Source organism: Mycolicibacterium fluoranthenivorans (assembly GCF_011758805.1).
In the GTDB taxonomy this organism is placed as follows: Bacteria; Actinomycetota; Actinomycetes; order Mycobacteriales; family Mycobacteriaceae; genus Mycobacterium; species Mycobacterium fluoranthenivorans.
In genome coordinates this window covers 213,554-234,693 of record NZ_JAANOW010000002.1, presented here as the reverse complement: position 1 = coordinate 234,693, position 21,140 = coordinate 213,554, and the positions used below count along the sequence as shown (strand labels likewise).

Below are 21,140 nucleotides of genomic sequence, written 5' to 3'. Positions count from 1 at the left end.
CGGAAACCGGCACTATCGCTGAAATCTTCACCGCGGGTCAGACTATCGGGCTGGTCGGACGGAATCGGAGCAGGTAGGTGTCCCAGTCCCAGCCGGCCAGGAAGGCCTGCGCGGCGTGATAGCCCTTGGCGTACAGGGCCTGCACTTGGGCATCGGTGATGCCGAAGTCGAGAAACCCGACCTCGGTCGAGTCGACCCGGATGGTGCGGGCGCTCACCCACGGCTGGTTGAGGTAGGCCTGATCCCGCCCGACCAACACCGTGGTGATGACATCGTCGAGCAGCCGCGGTGGCCCCAGCCGGTGCAGCAGACCCCAGTCGGGCAGCACCTGATCGATGCCGTCCGGCAGATCGGGCAGCAGCGTGATGCCGAAGCTGGGCCAGCGCGGCGCCACCCCGTCGGTGCGGTCCAGGGAATCGACCGGGAAGTTCGACAGCAGACCACCGTCCAGCAGGGTCGAGGTGAGACCCGCGGCGCTGGTCAAGGTCACCGGACGGAAATAGAACGGAATGGACATCGACGCGCGCACGGCGTCCGCCACGCTCTGTTCATCCGGGTCCAGGCCGTAAACCCGCCGATAGTCCCACGGCAGCCGGACCAGCTGGCCCGTGGTGACATCCGCGACGGTGACGACGAGTTTGTAGCGCTGTTCGGGCGGCAGCTCGTCGTCGTCGATGGCGAGATCACCGAACGTGCGGACGCCGAGATTGCGCAGCTGACTCTGCACCCAGTCGTGGGCGTAATCACCCCGGTACATTCCGTCGCCCAGCAACACCGCCAGCGAACTGCCGATGACCGGCAGCCGCTGCGCCGGGACGGGATCGCGAAACTTGTGGTAATCCAGCTGCAGCGCAAGGTCTTTGACCTCGGCACTGGTGAGTTCCGAGCCCGCCGCCACGATGGCGCCGACGATCGATCCGGCCGACGTACCGGATACCCGCTGCACGGCGTACCCGGCCTCCAGCAGCGCGACGACGGCACCGACGAGTCCGACACCCTTGACTCCCCCACCGGAGAGCACCAGATCGGCGGACAACGACGACACGATCCGACGATACCGCGGCGGTCAGACGAGTTGGTTCTTCATCACCTTGCCGGTGGCGTTGGTGGGCAGCGCATCCACGAAGCGGACGTACCGCGGCACCTTGTATCCGGCCATCAGTTCCCGGCTCCAGCCGATCAGCTCGTCGGCGCCCAGCGGGTGATGGCACACCACGAAAGCCTTACCCACCTGGCCCATCCGCTCGTCGGGCACGCCGATGACGGCGACCTGAGCCACGGCGGGATGCTGCATCAGGACACCCTCGATCTCGGCCGGATAGGCGTTGAACCCGCCGACGATGAACATGTCCTTCTTGCGGCCGACGATCTTGAGCCGGCCGGATGCGGTGAACTCACCGAGGTCACCGGTGTGCAGCCAGCCGTCGGGGTCGATCGCCTCCGCCGTGGCGGCCGGGTCGTCCAGGTAACCGCGCATGACGCTGTAGCCCCGCACGAGCACCTCGCCGTCCTCGGCGATGCGGACGTCGACGTCCTGGCACGGCACCCCTGCCGTAGTGGCGACGTCGTCGGGCGTATCGCCGGGCCGCGACAACGTGACATTGCCCGCCTCGGTCAGGCCGTAGCCGGTCATCAGGCTCTGGAACGGCAGCTCGTCACGAATACGGCGGATGAGTTCGACGGGGATGTCGGCCGCGCCGGTCACTCCCGCGCGCAGCGTCGCCAACTTGGACTTGTCGGCGACGGTCAACAGCGAGTGATACAGCGTGGGCGGCCCCGGTAACATCGTGATGCGTTCGCGTTCAACGAGATCCACCACCGCGTCGATGTCGAACACGGCGACGGGCAACATGGTCGCCCCGCGCAGAAAGGAGGCGATCAGACCGGCTTTGAGCCCGAAGGTGTGGAAGTAGGGGTTGATCATCAGGTAGCGGTCACCGCGGCGCAGATCCGCCAGGGTGGCCCATTCCTCGTACATCCGCAGCGTCTGCCGATGGCACATCATCGCGCCCTTGGGCCGGCCGGTGGTACCCGAGGTGTAGATGACATCGGAGACGTCGTCCCCGTCGACCGCAGCCACGAAGGGCGCACCGCTGCTCAGGAAATCCGAGCGCAGGTCGATGCTCGGCACACCGGGAATCGCGAATTCCTGGCCGAAGAAACCCTGTTGCACCAGAACGGCTTTGGCGCCGCTGCGGGCCACCACGTCGGCGGCCTCGTCGGTCTTGAACCGGGTGTTGACCGGCACCAGGACACCGCCGGCGGTCATGATGCCGAACGCGGCGACGATCCACTCGACGGAGTTGGGCGCCCACAGGGCCACCCGATCCCCTTTGCCGATACCGAATCCGTTGAACGCACCCGACGCCTGCCGGATGCGTTCGACGAGTTCGACGAAAGACAGGCGCTGCGGACCGTCGACGACGGCCTCGGCGTCGCCGAACCGGTCCGCAGCACGCAGGACCATCTCGGGGATGGTCCGCCAGTCGCTCACGCGGTGATGAGGCGTCCGAGGTTGCCGCCCATGATCTTCGCCTGGTCTTCCAGGGCGAGATGCTCGAGCGCGGTGATGTAGTGCGTCGGCTCGGCCAGGCCCTCGGGGTGCGGCCAGTCCGATCCGTAGAGCACCTGGTCCACACCGATCAGGTTGATCAGGTCGTCGATACCCTCTTCGTAGAACGGGCTGACGTAGATGCGGTTCTTGATCTCTTCCATCGGGTTGCCCAGGAAGGCCTCGGGGGCCTTCTTGTACACCTCGGCCATCGAATCCAGCAGCGGGAACATCCACTTCGAGCCGGCCTCGACGATGCCAACCTTCAGCTTCGGGAAGCGGAACAGCGCACCGTGGATCACCCAGGAGGCCACCGCATCCTGGATGGGGCGCCACTCGTTGAGGATCGACATCGCGTTGGTCTGGAACGGCAGCATCTCCTGCGCGGCGCCGTCCCATTCGGAGGTGTAGCGCGAGTAGCCGCTGTCCGACGAGTGCATGCCGACGAAGATGTCGTGGTGCACGACCCGCTCCCAGAAGGGATCGAATTCCGGCAGCGCGAAGGAGCGCGGCCCGCGGAAGCCCGGCACCGGGGCGGGACGGATCAGGATGGCGCGCGCGCCGCGCTTGACGGCCCACTCCAGTTCCTCGATCGCCTTCTCGACGATGGGCAGGGTGATCACCGGGGTGGTGAAGATGCGGCCCTTGTGGTTGAAGCCCCAGACCTCGTGCAGCCACTCGTTGAGCGCGTGGATGATCACGTGGATGGCGAGCGGATCGTCGGACAGCCGCTCCTCGATCAGGCTGGCCAAGGTCGGGAACATCAGGCTGCGGTCGACGCCGAGTTCATCCATCACCTTGATGCGGGGCTCGGGCTCGAAGAAGGCCGGGATGGCCTTCATCGGCTCACCGAACAGTTCCCGCTTGCTCTTGCCGTCGGGGTTTCCGTACTTGAAGTACTCCTCCCAGGCGCCGGGCTTGGCGACCACCGAGAAGGTGGGGTTCGGGATGTAGTTACTGATCTGGCCCTTGAGCGCGATCTTGGTACGACCGTTGACCTCGACGTACTGAACGATGTCCTTGTACTCCTTCGGGAGGTACTTCGTCATCGCCTCCGGCGGTTCGTACAGGTGGTTGTCCGCATCGAAAAGCGGAAACGGCACGTCGACACGATGCGACAGTTGTCCCATGAGATGCTCCTTTTCGGTTCGTGAGAATCATATTCTCACGAACCGAATGCCGCAATGCCCCTAGTGGGCCTTGGCTGCCGCCTCGCGGACGAGCTGGCGGATACGGAACTTCTGCACCTTGCCGCTGGCGGTACGCGGGTAGTCCTCGCCGTCCGGGACCTGGTGCAACTCCTCGGGCCACTTCTGCCGCGCCGCCCCGGATTCGTCGAAATGCCCTCTGACCTGCTCAAGCGTCGGCATAACCTGACCGCTGCGGACCCGGAGAACCGCCGCCACCCGCTCGCCCAGTCGGGCGTCGGGAGCGGCCACCACCGCAGCCTCGGCAATCTGCGGCATGCTCAGCAGTACTTCCTCGACTTCGAGGGCGCTGATGTTCTCGCCACCCCGGATGATCAGGTCGGTGGCGCGATCGGTGATGGTCAGGTAGCCGTCCTCGTCGAGCACGCCGATGTCACCGGTGCGATACCAACCCTCCTCGTCGAAGCATGTCGCGGTCAGCGCGTCATCGGTGTAGCCCAGGCACAGGTCAGGGCCCCTGCTGAAGATCTCACCGTCGGGCCCGAGCCGGATCTCCACCCCCGGCCGAACATTGCCGTCGGTGAACAGGCGCTTGTCCTCGGGCGCCCCGACACCGGACCCGGTGATGGACGGATGTTCGGTACTGCCGTAGGAGCGGTAGACGAACAGGCCCTGGTCGGCCAACCGCCGGGTGACGGTCGCCGGCACGGTCGAGCCACCGAGGCCCACCGTGGTGAACTTCGCGAGGTGGCCCTCGTCGAACCGCGGGTGATCCATCAGGCTGGTGACGAAGTAGGGCGGCCCGCCACCGATGGACAGGCCCTCGCGCTCGATGAGGTCCAGCACCTTGCCCGGATCCCATACATCGCAGAGGTCGATCGGCGCGCCTTCCAGCACCGGGATCAGGAACGCCCCGATCATGCCGATGAAGTGGCCGATCGGTGTCGCGGTGAGCTGTCGGCCCCGGTTGGGTGGGTAGTTGTCCAGCAGCTGGCGGGTCTCGAAACCCAATGTCTGATGGCTGTGCACGACACCCTTGGGTTCCTTGGTGGTACCGGAGGTGAAGGCGATGAGCGCCCTGCCGGCCGGGTCGGCGGCGACCGTGCCCACCAGCGGTTCGTCGGCCAGCAGAGCATCGAAGGTGCGGTGCCCGACCAGGCCGACGATCGGTATGCCGGCGCACAGATCAGGCTGGAAGGACATCCGGCCGAACCGTTCGGTGGACAGGAAGACCTTGGGTTGGGCGGTGGCGATGATGTGCCCGAGTTCCTTGCGCCCGTAGAAGTGCACGATCGGCACGGTCACCGCACCCAGGAATGCCGACGCCCAGAACGCGACGGCGGCCTCCATCCAGTTGGGCAGCTGCAGCGCCACCACATCACCAGGGCCGACGCCACGTTCTTGCAGACCGGCGGCCAACCTCCTGGCCTGCAGTTCGACCTCGGCGAAGGTGCCCGCGTAGGGCCGGGTCTCGGAGTGCACATAGAAGCCGGCGTCCGGGCTGGCCGCCAGGCCGTCGGCCACCATCTGACCGAGGGTCTCCGGCCGCCACCACCCTTGCTCCACGTACCGTTTGGTCAGGTCAACGGGGATGGGACGCATCCTGGTGATGCTATTCTCACCCTGCGAGAATGCCAATATCGAATCTGGAGAATGCTTGATGGTCGACCTCGAGATCGAGGACGGATTAGCGGTTGTCACCGTGAATCGCCCGCACGCGCGCAACGCCATTTCGTTGGACACCATGAACGAACTCGGTGCGGCGTTGGACAGTGCGGCGGACGCCTCCGCGTTGGTCATCACCGGCGGTGGTGACAAGGCGTTCGTCTCGGGCGGTGATCTCAAGGAGCTGGCCGCGCTGCGCACCGAACTGGAGGCCGCCGAGATGGCCTGGCGCATGCGCACCATCTGCGACCGCATCGCCGGCTTCCCCGGCCCGGTGCTTGCGGCCCTCAACGGTCACGCACTCGGCGGCGGCGCGGAGTTCGCCGTGGCCGCCGATATCCGCATCGCCGCCGACGACATCAAGATCGGCTTCAACCAGGTGTCGCTGGCGATCATGCCGGCCTGGGGCGGAGCCGAGCGCCTCGGTGCGTTGGTCGGCCGCGGCCGCGCACTGCTGCTGGCCGGCACGGGCCGGGTGCTCGGCGCCGCGGAGGCGCAGCGCCTCGGCCTGATCGACGAGGTGGTCCCGCGCGCCGATTTCGCCGAGCACTGGCGCACGACGGCTCAGTTGCTCGCCCGCCGGCCCGGCGCGTCCATCAAGCGCGTCATCAATGGGACCACCACGACCGATGCGGTCGCCGCCTTCGCGAAACTATGGGTGTCCGAAGAGCATTGGGAAGCCGCCGACAAGGTACTGAACAAGGGCAAGTAGCCGGGCTCGGCAACGGGGCGAACCTACGGGGCCGCGGGCACCACTTCGGGCACGCCGTCCTCGATGCGCAGCAGCTGACCGTCGGGCAGTGGGATCTCCAGCGGTTGCGCGGGTCCCTCCAACTCGTGCAGCCAGCGCTCTACGAACGCCAGCGTCTCGGCGTGCCCGGCGGACATGCCGAGTTCCCGCTCCATGACGAGCACCCGGGACAGGCTGGTGGCGAACACCGTCCACACCACCGGCGGCACTTCCGAGGTATCCAGCCCGTAGCGGTCCAGCGCGGCGGCCACCGCGACACGCTGGTCATCGCGGAACCGCTCGGCGAAGTGACCGATCTCGGCGCGCAGGGCCTTGCGATGGTTCGCCAGCCCCATGAACTCCATCGTCAGCCGCGTCGCCGCCGGATCGGTGCCGAACCGCCACAGCGCCCACAGCGGCTGCGCGGTCTGCAATGCCGCCGCCTGCACCGCCAGCCCTTGTTCGGCCCTGCGACGGAAGACCGCAAGGAACAGGTCGTCCATGGTGCGGAAGTAGTAGTGGACCAACTGCGGCTTGAGGCCGGCCTTGTCGGCGACCCGGCGCGACGTCACCGCGGCGTAGCCCTCCTCGAGCATCAGCGCCTCGGCGGCATCGAGCAGGACACCACGATTCTTGGCATCCGGTGCCCCGATCCTGCGCGACGTCGTCATGCTCTCCCCACTTATGTGTCGGCGTGCACAGATGGTAGCGATCTGCCGCACGTGTGACCTTGACCACGACTCTATCGCCATGCTAAGCAGGTGCACAGCACTTTGAGTGGCGATGACCTTGGATGAGTCGCCGATTCCTGATTCCCGCACAGCCCTGGGAGAACCGCTATATGACGACCGACTACGCGACGCTGGATTTCCTCACCGACCAGTCGCTGGTGCCCAACCCGTACCCGTACTTCGACTACCTCCGCGACCAGAACCCGGTGCTGGAGGTTCCACCATGGGGCTGCATCGCGGTCACCGGCTACGAAGAGGCGGTCGCGGTCTACAAGGACACCGAGACCTACTCCAATGCGATCGCGGTCGGCGGACCGTTCCCGCCGCTGCCGTTCACCCCGGAGGGTGACGACATCTCCGAGCAGCTCGCGGCGCACCGGCACCTGCTGCCGATGTTCGAGCACATGGTCACCATGGACCCGCCCGACCATACGAAGGCGCGCTCACTGCTGAACCGGCTGCTCACGCCGAGCCGGCTCAAGGAGAACGAGGACTTCATGTGGCGGCTGGCGGACAACCAGCTCGATGAGTTCCTGTCCAACGGACACTGCGAATTCCTCGCCGAGTACGCCAAGCCGTTCTCCCTCTTGGTGATCGCCGACCTGCTCGGCGTGCCGGAGGAGGACCACAAGGTGTTCCGCACCGTCCTCGGAGCCGACCGACCGGGAGCTCGCGTCGGCTCACTGGAAGGCGAGGTCGTCTCGGAGAACCCACTGCAGTTCCTCGACGACCAGTTCGTCGCGTACCTGCAGGACCGCCGCGCCAACCCGCGCGAGGACGTCCTCACCTCACTGGCGACCGCGCTGTACCCGGACGGGTCGGTGCCAGAGGTCATCGACGTAGTGCGCTCGGCGACCTTCCTCTTCGCGGCGGGCCAGGAGACCACCACCAAACTGCTCAGCGCCGCCATGCGCGTGCTGGCCGAGAACCCCGAAGTGCAGGACAGACTCCGCAAGGACCGGACCCTGATCCCCACCTTCGTCGAGGAGTCACTGCGGCTGGAGAGCCCGGTCAAATGCGACTTCCGGCTCGTCCGGCGCAAGACCACCCTGGCCGGAGTCGACATCCCGGCCGGCGGCATGGTGATGGTGCTGCCAGGCGCGGTCAACCGCGACCCCCGGCGTTTCGACAATCCGCACGAACTGCGCCTGGACCGCAAGAACGTCCGCGAGCACATGGCCTTCGGCCGGGGCGTGCACTCCTGCCCGGGCGGTCCGCTGGCCCGCGTCGAGGGCCGGGTGTCACTGGAACGGATCCTGGACCGGATGGTCGACATCCACGTCGACGCCGACAAGCACGGCCCGGTCGGAGACCAGAACTTCAACTACGAACCGACGTTCGTCCTGCGCGGCCTGACCGACCTGAACATCAGGTTCACGCCGGTCGCCTGACCCGCCGACGGATCGGCGAACCGGCAGTTCCGAACACCTTCGGCGCGGCCGGTTCGTCATCTTCGGCTCAGGGATAATGGCCCGGTGACATCCGGGAGTCCCCCCACCACCGAATCCGGTGATACGCGCCGTCGGATCCTGGACGCCGCGCTGGATCTGGCCTCGACGACCGGACTGCGCAAGTACTCCATGGAGCAGATCGCCCGGACCGCCAAGATCGGCCGGGCCACGCTCTACCTCTATTTCAACGGCCGCGAAGCACTGATCGCCGCGCTGGTGGAGGCCGAACTGGCCCGCTACTTCGCCGATATCCAGTCCGTCATCGACCGCTACCAGGACACCGACGACCGATTGGTCCACGGCTTCGCCGCGGCCTACCGGGGCCTGCACCACCATCCCGCGTTCACCACCGTCTTACGGGTCAACCCCGAGCTACTCACGCCGTACCTGATCGCGGACAACTCGACGGCCATGGAACTGGCCCGCGCGTTCGTCTACTCGGCCGTCCGGGAGGGCGAGCTGCCCGACGATGTCCGTGCCCAGTTCGCCGAACATGTGGCGCGGGCGATTCACTCGTTCGTCCTCATCCCCGGTGGCGTCCTCGAACTCGACTCCGCCGACGGTCCCGAGGACTACGCCCGGCGGTTTCTGTTGCCGGTACGCCGGGCCCTCTCCGGCGGCCTGTAGCGTTGGGCCGTCCGCCGAAACGGTGATCTCTCATTGCGAGAATGATGTTCTTCGAATTGGCGAAGAAGGAATGGCGTTTCCGTCGAATGAGGACGGCCGCCGATCTATAGTCAGCCGAAGACGACGAGCCGTGGAGGGCGCCCGTGAATCCGGTGGTGAGGAATACCGCGACCCGCGTCTCGACCGTGGCCGCCGTCGTGGGCGCGGCGATGACGGCAGCCCTGCTCGGGCCGGTGCCCGCGCACGCCGACGATCCGGTGCTGCACCACGTCAAGTACACCGTCGGTGCCAGCCAGCCGATCAACGCCGAGATCTACTATCGGGATACCCAGCCGCCGAACTTCGGTGAGTACAGCCACAATCCCTACCAGTACAGCCCCAAGGCAGTAGCCGAACTCGGCCCCGGCAAACCCTGGGTCCTGGAAGCCACCTTGGCCGATCCGCAAGACTGGGCGATGGTGGTGGCCACCAAGAACGGTCACGATCCAGAACTCGCCGCCCCGGGCTTCGTCTGCGAGCTTCGCGTTGATGACATAGTGGTCGCGACGGATTCGGGGACCAAAGGGGTGCTTTGCTCGCTGCGCACGTGGTAGCACCACTGACGGTGGGTTGCTGACACTGCCAGCGGAAACGACGTTTCCGCTGGCAAATACCTGTAAATAGCACCCGGCCGGGCAACTTCCGGCCCTCGGGTACCGTAGGAAAGACAATGCCATTCTCTAGACGAACGCCAGGCCCCGGGGTTCAGAACGGACAGGAGGCCGGATGCCGTCCCGCAAACCTGCCACGCCCGACATTCCCGATGACGATGCCGGCATGAGCACACCGACCAATACCGACGCCGAGGACTCCCTCGCCCTCGCCGAGGCAGAGGCCCACGAGGCGGAGGCCGCCGCGGCCGCAGCTCGGGCCAAGGCGGAGCTGCTCCGGCTGCGCCGTGACGCCGAAAAGGCGAAGGCGGAAGCCGTCGCTACCGATACCGGGGACGACTCCGATGACGAGCTCGTCGAGGACAGCGCCGAATCGGTCGCCGATGAGCAGACGGTCCCCGTCAGGTCGGGCCGTCTGGGCAGCGCGCTGCGCTGGACCGCCGCGGTGGTGACGGTACTGATCATCGGTGCCCTGATCACGGCAGGCACCTGGATCGTCATCCAGCACCGCGGAGTCCAAGCCCATCAACAACGGATCGCCGAGTTCGAGGCAGCGGCGCGCCAGGGCGTGGTGACATTGATGTCGCTGGACTACAACAAGGTCGACGACAACGTGAAGGCCATCGTGGACAACTCCACCGGCGACTTCAAGAAGGATTTCGAAAGCGCCGCCGACGATTTCAAGAAGACGGCCCGCGATTCCAAGGCGGTCACCGAGGCCAGCGTCAGCTCCGCGGCGGTGGAGACGTCCACCGACACCGATGCCGTCGTGCTGGTGGCCGCCACCACCAAGGTCACCAACGCCGCCGGCGCCCGGCAGGAACCGCGCAACTGGCGTCTGTCGGTCAATCTCGTCCGTGAGGGCGACCAGATCAAACTGTCGAAAGTCGAGTTCGTGCCGTGACCGCAGACGATAAAGACAGCACCGAGTCCGAAGCGGTCGAGCTCTCCGTGAGCAGTGTCGACCAAGAAAGCGGGGATACCGCGGAGCCCGAAACGCACGGCGGCGCAACGGAGACGGTCGGCGCCGCGGCGCCGCGGCGCCGACGTACCCCCAAATGGCTGGCGGCCGCAGTGCTGGCGGTGCTGCTCGTCACCTCGGCTGGGGCGACGACGTGGCTCTACTTCAACCAGTATCGCCCGGATCAGCTGGTGGACAACGACGCCCAGCAGGCGGTCCTCAAGGCCGCCAACGACGGCACGGTGGCGCTGCTGTCGTATTCACCGGACACGCTGGACAAGGACTTCACCAACGCAAAGTCCCGCCTGACCGGCGACTTCCTCTCGTACTACACCAATTTCACCCAGCAGATCGTCACGCCTGCGGCAAAGCAGAAGTCCGTGAAGACGTCCGCCGCCGTCATCCGCAAGGGAATCGCCGAGATCCATTCCGATCGGGCCGTGGTGCTCGTCTTCCTGAACCAGGTGACAACCAGCAAGGAAAACCCCGACGGCTCGTACACCACCAGTGCGGTCAAGGTCGGCTTGGAACGCCATGACGGCACCTGGCTGATATCGGCCTTCGATCCGGTCTAGCGCACGCGTTCACATCCGCGTGAGTGCGAAAGTCCAGGTGTTCATCCCGGGCGGACCATTGAAACAGCCGACGTCGAAACGTGATTCGACGACACCAGCCAGGGTGTTCGCGTCCCAGGTGTAGGTGTCGCGGGTGGGCAGCACCTGACCGAAGCAGCGCAGGCCGTCCGGCACGTCCGTCGTGTAGGAGTACTGGCCATTGGCCAGGTTCGCGACGCCGCCGTAGTAAGCGCCGCGCTGCGGACTGGGCATTGCGGAGATCCGCACGCAGTTGATCGGGGTGCCCGCCACGCCGGGATTACCTGGGTCGCACGGGTAGGCGGCCCAGATCCAGGCGGCATCCGTCCATCGGTTGCTCAGCACGTTGTAGTTGCCGTACAGCATCGTCGCGTGCGCTGCGGGCGCCATGACGGTGGCGGCCACCGCCGCCGGGGCAAGCGCGGTGGCGAGTATGGATCTGTTCAACTGTTTCCCCATCACAAGTCACCACGCAGCCATAGGGCGGCACCGTCTTTGGGCACGCAGGTCAGGAACAGACCGTCGGGCGCCTGTGCCACCTCGCCGTCGTAGCCGGCACAGTCGGCGTTCTCCACCTTGACGCCGTGCATCTCGGGTGACCGGAACCACCGCGGCTCGTACCGACGCGGGGATCCACAGAACACCAAGCGGCCCCAGTCCGTCACACCGAATACGTAGTAGGTGGTGTTGGAGCAGTTCGCACCCAGCACGACGTGCGGTGCGATACCCGGTGTGCAGGCCGGGTAGTTGCAGGACTCCGGGGTGGGATCCGCCATCGAGGGCGGAGCGGCAGTCAGCGACATACTCGCCAGGGCGGCAACGAATCCCGGGATCGCCATCTTCACGCCACGCAGCTTCACGGCACTCTCCTACAGCTTCCGAAGGGTCAACGGAATGCTGATCACCAAGGGTGTGTTGATTCCGCACGCACCACTGATGCCGATGGTTCGGTCGTACCCCATCAACGTCCTGACGTCCAACCTCTCGATCTGCCCGTTGGCATCGGCAGGCTGGAACTGGTAGCGCTGGCGCCCCGGCGAGAAGGTGCCGTCCGGGCAGGGTTCCCATTGTTCGTGATAGCGATCGAGGATCCACCGCGTGGTCCGGAATTCCACCGGTGCGCTCCAGCCCGCGTTGCTGTTCACCGTTCCGCTGCAGGTGTGCGCGTCCACACAGGATGTCGAGAATGTCCAGATCTCCCGAACCGGGACCTCATCCCGGTACTTCTCGTTGGTCTTGGCCCAGTCACCGTTCGAAGTCACTTCGTATGGGCCGTTGAGCTCGAATCCGAAGTCCGCGTGGGCATCCGGAGCCGACATGAGACACAGGGCCAAACCCGTGGCCGCAACAGTCAGTCGGATGGTCCGCATCGAATCTCCTCCCACTCGCCCTGATGCCCGTTCACGTGGGCATCAGGTCTTTCCACGAGGTCGGCGCATGCGCACTGGTGACCAGGTTCGTCTGCTGCTCCAGTTGACCGCTGCCCGACATGTACTTGCCGGTGCGGGGGTCGTACGGCACCATCGCGACGGACGGGCCGCCGGCGCCGCGATCGGCATAGCCACTGGGTGCCGCAGGCACCGCGCCGTCGGCGGGCGTCCCGTCCACCGGCGGGATGGGCACGCCGTTGAGCGAGTTACCCGGTGGCGGCGGTGGCGGGGGCACATAGGCGGGTGCCGGGGGCGCCGGCACGCCCAGTGCCGGGGGCACTGCACCGGGGGCGTCCGGCGGCGTCCCGGCGGGCACCGCTCCCGGGGGCAGCGGGGTGCCTTCGACCGGCGCGAAGATCCGGTCACCGAAATCAACCCTGTCGTCGGGCGGCACGCCCTGGGAGATCAGGTTCGGGTCGAACGGCATCGGACCCAGGACATGCTGCCGCTGCGCGATCGGGATGAATCCCTTTGGATCGTCACACAATTGGACGGTCGGCGCGCGCTTGCCCGGATGCTCTATGCATGGGAAGTTGCGGGCACCGCGCACCGACACCGGGGAGTCCTGCGGCAGCTTGCAGTACAAGTTGTCCGGGGTGTCGATGGTGGTGGTGTCCGCAGGCGAACGCCACGACGACGGCGGCAGGAAGCCGACGGTGCACGGCTGCGGGTCACCCAGCGTGAGGGTGAAGTCGCCCTGCGGCCACCCGGTGGCATTGTTCTTGGGCAGGCCGAAGCTCTGCTGAGCTCCGATATAACCCGGCAGCAACACCATCAACTGCTCGATCGACGGGTTGTACGCGAGCAGGACCTGACCGACCGTGTTCATGTTGGCCAGCAACAGCGGCAGCGTCGGCTTCAGGTCGTTGAGCAAGCCTGACACTTCCGCGGCGAAGCCAGGCCCCCGCTGCAGCACGGTGCGCAACTGCGGATCGTTGGCCACGACCTGACCGGTGATACCGGCCAGGCTGTGCGCCCAGGTGCGGATGGCATCGGTGCTCTGCGCCTGCGAATCCAGCAGCGGCCCACTGTCGTCGATCAGGGTGCGCATCTGATCGGATACGCCGTTGGCTGCCGTGCTGATCTTGGTGGCCGAATCCATTAGGGACTGAAAGTCCTCGCCTGCCCCGTTGAACGCCTTGTAGGTCTCGTCGAGGAGGTCGCTGATCCTGTCCTTGGGGATCGACTCCACCAGAGCACTGACCTTGTCGAGCGTCGGCCCCACCGCTTGCGGCATGACCGCACGATCGCGCGGGATGACCGCGCCGTCCTGCAGGTAGGGACCGTTCGCGGAGTGCGGCCTCAGGTCGACGTACTGCTCACCGACCGCGGACACGCTGCGCACCTCGGCCTGCAGATCCGCCGGGACCTTGGGTGAACGGTCCAGCGACAGGGTGGCCTCGGCACCGTTGCTCGTCAACGCCACATCGGTAACCTTGCCGATCTGCACACCGTTGTAGGTCACGTTCGAGAAGCGGTATACACCACCGGTTTCCGGTAATTCCAGCTTCACTGTCAGGCGTCCCACCCCGAGCAGCGTGGGCACCTGCATGTACGTGAAGAGCATGACGGCAACGCCGACGACCGAGGCGATGGTGAAGATGATCAACTGGGTTCGGACGAATCTGGTCAGCATCTAGCCACCACTCCCCGGTGTCGGTGCGGCTTCCGGCGCGGGCGCAGAACTGCCGGCGTACGGCCCTGCGAAGACGGGGCCACCCGGGACGGGCGGGGCGACCATCGGCATCAGCGGTGGCGGCGCCACCGGCAGTATCGGCTCGTTGACCACCGGCATGGCGCCGGGTGGCGGCGGAGCCGCATCGGGCGGCGGCGGTGACAGTGGCATACCCAACGGGTCGTAGCTGTAGTTCAGGTACCACGGTTCACCAGGGGCGGGAACGAGTTTCGCGTTCGCATCACCCCAGCGCGTGCCCAGGAACAGCGACCTCTTCAACCGCGGATAGGAGAGGTCGAAAATCGCGTACAGGTTCAGGTAGTCGCCCTTGACCGCGCGTTCGATGGCGTTGGGCCCGTACGGGAAGGCCGTCGCGTAGTACAGCGCGGAGGTGATGTCCGGCCCGATATCGGCCAGTGCCCGGATCGCCGGTTCCAGGTGTTTGAGATCGGCCACGAGCTGATCGCCGGCGTCGTTGACCAGCCCGGTCGCGGTATCACTGAAGTTGCCCAATCTCTGCAGCGCCGCGGTGAAGTTCGGTCGTTCCTTGACCAGTACGTCGATGGCCGGCGGGATGTCGCGCAGGGCACGTTCCAGCACCGGCGTCTGGTCGGCGAAGGTGTGTGCCACCCGATTGAGCTGTTGGACGGACGAGACGATGTTGTCGCGCTGGTTGTCCAGCACTCCGATGAACCTGTCCAGCCGGGTGATCAGCTCACGGATCTCGGGCTCGCGGCCCGACATGGAGGTGCTGAAGTTGTGGATGATGTCACCGACCTGACCCAATCCCCCGCCGTTGACCAGAACCGACAACGAGGACAGTGTCTGCTCGGTGGACGGATAGGTCGACGAGGCCTTCAGCGGGATCGTCGTCCCGCTGGCCAACCGGCCCGTGGGCTGCTCGCCCACCGGCGGATTGAGCGCCAGGTGCATGGAGCCGAGAAGGCTGGTCTGTCCGACCGAGGCGACCGCGTTCCCGGGAATGACCACCCCCGGATTGACCCTGACCTCCACGTCGGCGTGCCAGTTGTCGGCAGTCATCGTGCCGACGCTGCCCACCACCACATCGTCGACCATGACCGGCGAATTCGATTCGAGGGTGCCGACATTGGCGACCTGGACATGGAAGATCTGCGCATCGCTCTCGGTGCCCTGGGCCCCGGGCAGAGGGAGCGAGTTCACCCCCTGAAAGGCGCAACCACTGACGGTGAGCGCCACTGCGCACCCGACCACCAGGGCACGGTGCGTCATTGCGAAGCGTTTCACGGCGTCGGTGTCCCTTCAGCGGGCAACAGCGGTCCGGCGGCGGGATCCGGCCCCGGCGCTTGGCCCGGCGGCGGACCGGCGGGAAGCATCAATCCGTTGAACGTCGTCGGACTCGGCGGCGGAGCACCCGGATACACCGGAGGCGACGGATTGGCCGGCATGGCACCGTTCGGCAGGAACGCACTCGGCGGGCCGGGTGACGCGTTCCATCCGGGCGGCGGCGCCACGTCACCGTTCAGTCCGGTGAAGGCGGACACCGTCGGCGGTGGTTCCGGCGGGCTCACCGGCTGGGTCGTACTGCCCGGCAACATGTTCGGATCGGTGTACACCAATTCGTTCGGGCTGGGCGCCTTCGTCAGGTACGGGTTGATCGGGAACGGAACCCCGTTGAAGTTGAGCAAACGCAGCGCAGGCCCGAGGTACTGAGAGCACAGTTTGGCGGTCTCGGGGGCGGTCGTGTTCTCCACCGCACCGACCATGGAGCAGATCATCTGAACCGGGTTGCTGAAGTTCGCGAACGCGAAGGATCCCACCGGCGTGCCACTGCTCGGGTTGTACATGTTGAACGTGTTGGCGATCGCATTGGGGGTGACGTGCAGGATGTTGCGGATCGCATCCTTCTGCTCCGCCAGTACCTGGGTCACGTTGGCCAACCGCTGCACCTGCTCAGTGGTCTCCTTACGACTGCCTGCCACGAAGCGCTGCACATCGCCGACCGCCACGGACAGTTCGTTGAGCATGTCGTCCAGACTGGACCGGCTGTCGTCCACCACGCTGGTCAAAGTGGCCAGCCGGTCCTCGAACACCACGATCTGCGCACTGCTCCCGCGTAGTGCGGTGACGAACGTCTGCAGCCCCTTGACGATATCGACGATGTCGCCGCTGCCATTGGCGAAAATCCTTGCCACCCCAGACAATTGAGCCAGCATCTCGCGCAGCTTGGCGCCGTTGCCGTCCATGGCGTTGGCCGCGCTGTCGATGAACCGGGAAGCCGAAGTCCCCGATACCCCACTCTGAGGCCCGAGTTCGGTTGCCAGCCGGTTCAATTGAGTCTTGACCTCGTCCCATTCCACCGGAATGGCGGTCCGGTCCCTGGGGATCACGGCACCGTCGGGCATCGTCGGCCCACCACCGCCGCGATAAGCGGGGGCCAACTGCACGAAACGGGCAGCGACGAGATTGGGGGCCACGATGATGGCCTTGGCATCGACCGGAACCTGGATACCGTGATCCACGCGCAGTGTCATTTTGGCCTGGTCACCCTGCGGCTCGATGGTCGTGATCGTACCGACCTTCACCCCGGCAACCCGCACTTCGTCACCGGGGTAGATCGCCGTTGCGCTCGGGAACACCGCGGTGATGGTGGTGGGCTTGAACACCGTTTGGCGGGCCAGGAATACGGCGCCGGCAACCAGTGCCACCGCCACCCCGGCGGTGCCGAGTATCTTCAGTGGTTTGCGTGTCTTCATCGTGGCGGTATTCCGTTGAACGGGATCGGGAACTCAGCTCGGGGCCCGGCGTTGTCCGGTGGCTGTCCGGCGTTGACGCCGCGACGGAACCCAAATGCATAGTCCAGGAACGGTTGGAAGAACTGGCCGAACTGGAGGTTCGGGACGTAGGCGCTGTAGTAGAAGCCGTTGGAGACGGCCTCACCCTGCGTGAGTTCGTACTTGGCCAACCCGGGCAGGGCTTTGGCGATGTTGTCCCGGTTCTTCTCGAGCACCGCGGACACCGAGTTGAGCCGATCCAGCGTCGGTTTGAGTTGCGCCTCGTTGTCCGCAACCACTCCGATGAGGGTCCTCGATACCTGCGCGGTCTGTGCCAGCAGGGCGACGATCGCCTGACGGCGCGCATCGAGCACCCCGACCAGGTCGTTGGCATTGAGGATCAGGGTGTTCACCTGCTCGCTGCGCTGCGCCAGGATGCCGGTCACATCACCGGCACTCTTCAGCAGCTCGCCCAGACTGTCATTGCGGCCGTTCAGCGATTTCGACAGTCGGCTGAGCCCGTCGAAGGTTGGACCGAGCTGCGGGGCGATCTGGTCGATGGTCGCCGAGAGGGTGTCCAGCGACTGATTCAGCGATGTCGTATCGGTGCCGGCCGTATTGCTGGTCAACTCGCCCACTGCGTCGGTCAGGGAGTACGGCGACGATGTCCGTGACGTCGGGATGACGTCCATGGCGTGCATGCGGCCGTTGCCCGCCGGCTCCAGAGCCAGGACACGCTCACCGAGCAACGAGCCGGTGCGGATGTGCGCCAGGGTGTCCGACCCGAGGCCGTACTTGCCGCCAAGGGTGAACGTCACCAAGGCGTCACCCTTGTCCAGTGTGATGTCCGACACCGAGCCGACCTTGATACCGGCCAAGGTGACGTCGTTTCCGCTCGACAAGCCGCCCGCCTCCTCGAAGCGCGCCTGGTAGCGCACCGAAGTGGCCCAGTCGGAGAGCTTTTCGGGCTGCAGGCCGACGGCGATGAGGAGGACGATGAGAACGACGCCGATCACCCCGGACCGAATGAGGTGCGCGCCACGATATTTCAGCACCGGGGCTCACCTGCCCCCGACGCGATCAGTCCGTGTCTTTGCATCGTCCCTCTTCCTGCTTGATCCACGGGTACATCACGGAACGACCCTGCAGATCGCTGAACCGGAGGGCGACACCGCAGATGTAGTACTGGATGAACCCGCCGTACGCGCCCAGCCGGATTGCCTTGCGGAAGTTGTCCGGGGCCTTTTGCAAGGACTTGTCCAGACCCGCCTTGTCGCTATCGATGTTGGTGGCCAGTCGGTTCACCTGAGCGATGGTGTCCTTCAACGGCTGGCGCGCATTGCCCAGGAAATCCGCCAGCGACGCGGTGCCGTTGTCCAGCGCCGTGACAGCGGTGCCGATCGGGTCTCGATCCTCCGACAACCCACCGACGAGCTTGTCCAACTTGTCGATCGCGCCGGAGAACTTGTCGCCGTCCTTGGACAACGTGTTCAGCACAGTGCGCAGATCATCGATGAGCTGCTCGACCACCTGGTTGTTGTCGGCCAGCGAATTCGAGAATGAGGACGTCTTCGACAGCAACGACTCGATGGTGCCGCCCTGCCCCTGCATCACCTGGATCAGCGACGCGGTCAGAGCGTTGACATCTTTGGGATTGAGTCCTTGTATCACCGGCTTGAGGCCGCCCAGCAGCAGATCGAGATCGAGCGCGGGCAGGGTGCGGTCCACGGGGATCTGAGATCCCGCCGCCTGCACCCGGGTGGATCCCGGGCTGTCGACGAGTTCCAGGAACCGGTCTCCGACGAGATTCAGATATCGCACAGCCGCTTTCGTCCCGGTGGTCAGCGCAACGGTGCGGTCGGCATCGAAATCCACCAGTACGGTGCCGTCGGACTGCAATGACACGTCGTTGACAGTGCCGACCCGCACCCCGGCCACCCGGACGCTGTCCCCCGACTTCAGTCGGGAGGCATCCTTGAACACCGCCGTATACGGATTGGTCGAACCCACCCGGACCTCGCCGAAGACTGCCAGCAGCGCCGCGGTCAAGAGCACCATGATGACCGCGAAGGTGCCGAATTTGGCAATGGTCTTGCCCATACCCGTCATCCCGGCTGTCCGATCTGCGCCGAGTTACGCGGCGGGCCGCCCAACGGCCCGAACAGCCACTGCTTCAGCGCGTCGGAGTTCAGCAGGATGCCCTGATTGCCGTACTGGTCGCGGCGGGCACCGACATCGGCGATCATGCCCGGCTCCTTGACCTCCGCGGGCACGTTGGGCATCTGGTACTCCTTGCAGAACGGATGATCGGCCTTGGCCGCCACCTTCGGTAGATCGTTCGGATAGCGGTAGCGCTCCTCGCCCAGCACGAAGCTGGCGGCGATGATGATGCCCGGCACCGGGAACGGCGGCGACTTCGCGAACGGCACCAGACCGCCGATCGAGCAGTACAGCGCATCGTGATACTTGTCCAACAATTCGGCGGTGGGCACCAGGATTTGCGCCAGATTGGTCAACGCCGGCTTGTTGCTGCCGAGCACATCGTTGCCGACATCGGCCAGACCGATCGCGCTGAGCAGGAACGCATCCAGATTGTTCTGTTCCTCCACGATGCTCTTCGACAGCTTGCTGGTGTTGTCGACCGCGGTAGTGAGGTCCGGTGCCGCATCGGCGTACGCGGTGAACACCTGCGGCATGGTCCCGATCATCCGGTCCAGGTTCGGCAGGCTGGGGTCGATCTTGCCGAGGAAGGTGTTGACGTCCGACAGCGCCTGCCCGATTTTCTCACCACGGCCGTTGAAGGCCTTGGCGACCGCACCGAGCGTCTGGTTCAGCTTGGCCGGGTCGATCTTGTCGAGCACCTGGGTGAGCTGCTGGAACACGGTGTTGATCTCGACGGTGACATGGTCACCCTGCAGCACCGCGCCCTGCTGGATTGGCTTGGGAGACGGATTCGCCGGAGCCTGGAGCTGGACGAACTTGGCGCCGAACACCGTCGAGGACGCGATGTCGACCTGCACGTTGGACGGGATGAGTCTGAGCTGCGCCGGATCCATGGCCAGGTGCAGGACGGCCGAGCCGTCGGGGCGGGCTTCGATGGAGGACACGCTGCCGACCTGCACACCGCGCATCTTGACCTTGGCGTCGGGGTTCATCACCAGGCCGGCGCGTGGTGAGACCACGGTCAGTGGAACGGTTTTGGTGAAACTGCCGCGGAACAGGCCGATGGCCAGCGCGAAGATCAGCGCGAGAGCCACCACGGTGCCCAGGCCCGCGAGGGCGCGCGCATTGACATTCTTCATGGTCGCCTCTCCCTAGCCCGACAGGTTGAAGTTGCCGTTGGAGCCGTAGATGGCCAGTGACACCAGCAGGGTCACCGACACGACCACCACGAGAGAAGTGCGCACCGCGTTGCCGACCGCCACCCCCACCCCGGAAGGTCCGCCGGTGGCGAAATAGCCGAAGTAGGTGTGGATGAACAGCACCGCCAACGCCATCAGGATCGCCTGCAGGAAGGACCAGAACAGGTCGATGGGGTTGAGAAACGTATCGAAGTAATGCGAATACAGGCCACCGGACTGACCGAACAGCACCGTGGTGGTGAACTGCGAGGCCAGGAACGACAGGATCACCGCGATCGCGTAGAGCGGCGTGATGGCGATCATGCCCGCGACGATCCGGGTCGACACCAGATACTCGACCGGCCTGATGGCCATCGACTCCAGGGCGTCGATCTCCTCGTTGATCCGCATCGCGCCCAGCTGCGCGGTCACCCCGGCACCGAACGTGGCGGCCAGCCCGATACCCGCCACCACGGGGGCGGCGATGCGGACATTGATGAACGCCGACAAGAAGCCGGTGAGTGCCTCGATACCGATATTGCCCAGGCTGGAGTAGCCCTGCACCGCAAGCGTTCCACCGGTGGCCAAGGTCAGGAATCCGACGATCACCAGAGTCCCGCCGATCATGGCCAATGTTCCGGCGCCCATGGAGATCTCGGCGATGAGCCGGATGATCTCCTTGCGGTAGTGCACGCTGGCGTGCGGTATCCCACCCAGCGCCCGGGCGTAGAACAAGGTGTGATCACCGAGCCGCGACAGCGCCGAGACGGGTCGCTTCAACGTGCGCGCCACCCGTGGATAGGTGGACGCGAGCACGGCCCTGTTGCCCATCAA

At 65.7% G+C, this 21,140-nt stretch carries 21 protein-coding genes; 6 read left to right on the top strand and 15 right to left on the bottom strand.

All coding sequences use genetic code 11. The annotated features are described in order from the left end of the window. Nucleotides 1-37: 37 nt before the first annotated feature. The 4 genes from FHU31_RS19220 to FHU31_RS19205 are packed head-to-tail and all read right to left on the bottom strand — an operon-like array spanning nucleotide 38 to nucleotide 5,301. Nucleotides 38-1,045 carry a patatin-like phospholipase family protein gene (locus tag FHU31_RS19220; protein WP_167161542.1) on the bottom strand — a complete coding sequence of 336 codons (1,008 nt, stop codon included), beginning with the start codon at nucleotides 1,043-1,045 and terminating at the stop codon, nucleotides 38-40. A gap of 21 nt (nucleotides 1,046-1,066) precedes the next feature. Further along, nucleotides 1,067-2,494, bottom strand: a complete 1,428-nt coding sequence (locus FHU31_RS19215) for a FadD3 family acyl-CoA ligase (protein ID WP_167161540.1) — start codon at nucleotides 2,492-2,494, stop codon at nucleotides 1,067-1,069. Then, the gene (locus tag FHU31_RS19210; protein WP_167161537.1) at nucleotides 2,491-3,681 is read right to left on the bottom strand and encodes an amidohydrolase family protein; all 1,191 of its coding nucleotides are present in this window, start codon (nucleotides 3,679-3,681) and stop codon (nucleotides 2,491-2,493) included. The genes FHU31_RS19215 and FHU31_RS19210 overlap by 4 nt, the downstream gene beginning before the upstream one ends. Before the next feature lie 60 nt (nucleotides 3,682-3,741). Further along, nucleotides 3,742-5,301, bottom strand: coding sequence for an AMP-binding protein (locus tag FHU31_RS19205; RefSeq protein WP_167161535.1), 1,560 nt, complete (start codon nucleotides 5,299-5,301; stop codon nucleotides 3,742-3,744). A gap of 58 nt (nucleotides 5,302-5,359) precedes the next feature. On the opposite strand from FHU31_RS19205, the gene FHU31_RS19200 reads away from it, so the two are divergent. Next, complete coding sequence (locus FHU31_RS19200; protein WP_167161533.1) at nucleotides 5,360-6,076, top strand: enoyl-CoA hydratase/isomerase family protein; 717 nt, start codon at nucleotides 5,360-5,362, stop codon at nucleotides 6,074-6,076. Between the two features lie 23 nt (nucleotides 6,077-6,099). On the opposite strand, the gene FHU31_RS19195 is transcribed toward FHU31_RS19200, so the two are convergent. Next, entirely contained in the window at nucleotides 6,100-6,765 is a 666-nt protein-coding gene (locus FHU31_RS19195) for a TetR/AcrR family transcriptional regulator (RefSeq protein ID WP_167161531.1), read from the bottom strand. A 122-nt stretch (nucleotides 6,766-6,887) separates the two neighbouring features. On the opposite strand from FHU31_RS19195, the gene FHU31_RS19190 reads away from it, so the two are divergent. The 5 genes from FHU31_RS19190 to FHU31_RS19170 all read left to right on the top strand — a co-directional run bounded on the left by FHU31_RS19190 (nucleotide 6,888) and on the right by FHU31_RS19170 (nucleotide 11,089). Then, nucleotides 6,888-8,216 carry a cytochrome P450 gene (locus FHU31_RS19190; protein WP_409371263.1) on the top strand — a complete coding sequence of 443 codons (1,329 nt, stop codon included), beginning with the start codon at nucleotides 6,888-6,890 and terminating at the stop codon, nucleotides 8,214-8,216. Between the two features lie 84 nt (nucleotides 8,217-8,300). Further along, on the top strand, nucleotides 8,301-8,903 hold the full coding sequence (locus tag FHU31_RS19185) for a TetR/AcrR family transcriptional regulator (protein ID WP_167161529.1): 603 nt from the start codon (nucleotides 8,301-8,303) through the stop codon (nucleotides 8,901-8,903). A 155-nt stretch (nucleotides 8,904-9,058) separates the two neighbouring features. After that, nucleotides 9,059-9,496 carry an Rv2576c family protein gene (locus FHU31_RS19180; RefSeq protein WP_409371264.1) on the top strand — a complete coding sequence of 146 codons (438 nt, stop codon included), beginning with the start codon at nucleotides 9,059-9,061 and terminating at the stop codon, nucleotides 9,494-9,496. Nucleotides 9,497-9,668: 172 nt separating this feature from the next. After that, nucleotides 9,669-10,457, top strand: coding sequence for an Rv1363c family protein (locus FHU31_RS19175; RefSeq protein ID WP_234901524.1), 789 nt, complete (start codon nucleotides 9,669-9,671; stop codon nucleotides 10,455-10,457). Beyond that, on the top strand, nucleotides 10,454-11,089 hold the full coding sequence (locus FHU31_RS19170) for a hypothetical protein (protein ID WP_167161527.1): 636 nt from the start codon (nucleotides 10,454-10,456) through the stop codon (nucleotides 11,087-11,089). Before FHU31_RS19175 ends, FHU31_RS19170 begins: the two co-directional genes overlap by 4 nt. Nucleotides 11,090-11,098: 9 nt before the next feature. On the opposite strand, the gene FHU31_RS19165 is transcribed toward FHU31_RS19170, so the two are convergent. From FHU31_RS19165 to FHU31_RS19120, 10 genes are read right to left on the bottom strand one after another with little or no spacing between them, the layout of a single operon-like run. Continuing rightward, entirely contained in the window at nucleotides 11,099-11,566 is a 468-nt protein-coding gene (locus FHU31_RS19165) for a hypothetical protein (protein WP_167161525.1), read from the bottom strand. Then, nucleotides 11,566-11,946, bottom strand: a complete 381-nt coding sequence (locus tag FHU31_RS19160; protein ID WP_167162854.1) for a hypothetical protein — start codon at nucleotides 11,944-11,946, stop codon at nucleotides 11,566-11,568. The genes FHU31_RS19165 and FHU31_RS19160 overlap by 1 nt, the downstream gene beginning before the upstream one ends. A gap of 30 nt (nucleotides 11,947-11,976) precedes the next feature. Next, on the bottom strand, nucleotides 11,977-12,477 hold the full coding sequence (locus tag FHU31_RS19155; protein WP_167161523.1) for an Rv2253/PknI dimerization domain-containing protein: 501 nt from the start codon (nucleotides 12,475-12,477) through the stop codon (nucleotides 11,977-11,979). Between the two features lie 31 nt (nucleotides 12,478-12,508). Then, nucleotides 12,509-14,173: an MCE family protein gene (locus FHU31_RS19150; protein WP_167161521.1), complete on the bottom strand. Its 1,665-nt coding sequence runs from the start codon at nucleotides 14,171-14,173 to the stop codon at nucleotides 12,509-12,511. After that, the gene (locus tag FHU31_RS19145) at nucleotides 14,174-15,463 is read right to left on the bottom strand and encodes an MCE family protein (RefSeq protein WP_167162852.1); all 1,290 of its coding nucleotides are present in this window, start codon (nucleotides 15,461-15,463) and stop codon (nucleotides 14,174-14,176) included. Between the two features lie 11 nt (nucleotides 15,464-15,474). After that, nucleotides 15,475-16,947, bottom strand: a complete 1,473-nt coding sequence (locus FHU31_RS19140) for an MCE family protein (RefSeq protein WP_167161520.1) — start codon at nucleotides 16,945-16,947, stop codon at nucleotides 15,475-15,477. After that, nucleotides 16,944-18,020, bottom strand: coding sequence for an MCE family protein (locus tag FHU31_RS19135; protein ID WP_167161518.1), 1,077 nt, complete (start codon nucleotides 18,018-18,020; stop codon nucleotides 16,944-16,946). The genes FHU31_RS19140 and FHU31_RS19135 overlap by 4 nt, the downstream gene beginning before the upstream one ends. 25 nt (nucleotides 18,021-18,045) lie before the next feature. Continuing rightward, on the bottom strand, nucleotides 18,046-19,074 hold the full coding sequence (locus FHU31_RS19130) for an MCE family protein (protein ID WP_167161516.1): 1,029 nt from the start codon (nucleotides 19,072-19,074) through the stop codon (nucleotides 18,046-18,048). Then, on the bottom strand, nucleotides 19,071-20,267 hold the full coding sequence (locus FHU31_RS19125; RefSeq protein ID WP_167161514.1) for an MCE family protein: 1,197 nt from the start codon (nucleotides 20,265-20,267) through the stop codon (nucleotides 19,071-19,073). Before FHU31_RS19125 ends, FHU31_RS19130 begins: the two co-directional genes overlap by 4 nt. 12 nt (nucleotides 20,268-20,279) lie before the next feature. Then, a complete protein-coding gene (locus FHU31_RS19120; RefSeq protein ID WP_167161512.1) occupies nucleotides 20,280-21,137 on the bottom strand; it encodes an MlaE family ABC transporter permease in 858 nt (285 codons plus the stop codon). Between the last annotated feature and the right edge of the window lie 3 nt (nucleotides 21,138-21,140).